1 protein-coding gene is annotated in these 247 nt (G+C 45.3%); it reads right to left on the minus strand.

Annotation, left to right across the window (positions count from 1 at the left end; translation table 11 throughout):
* Positions 1-12: 12 nt before the first annotated feature.
* The coding region (locus FQ668_RS28895; RefSeq protein WP_218570928.1) for an acyltransferase family protein at positions 13-247 on the minus strand (235 nt) is incomplete at its 5' end.

Below are 247 nucleotides of genomic sequence, written 5' to 3' on the forward strand. Positions count from 1 at the left end.
CTAACAACGCTTTCAGGCAATCCAACAAAGAAATGGCAGCCTTTTGAGCCCATTTATAATCAGGGCGCTTAGGCTGAAAGCAAGCAGTGTCAGCACTGGCACCGAAATAATGGGGTTAAAGCTGAGAGGTGTGAAGTGGAAGAACTTGTCCAAACCAAAGAGTACCATCGGATGAATGAGATAGACCCCTAAGGTTTGTCTCGCAATTGTGGCAAACAGCTTTTTCGTGTTAGTGGAAACCGAAATC

It is taken from the genome of Pseudomonas sp. Kh14, from assembly GCF_900291005.1.
Classification (GTDB): Bacteria; Pseudomonadota; Gammaproteobacteria; order Pseudomonadales; family Pseudomonadaceae; genus Aquipseudomonas; species Aquipseudomonas alloputida.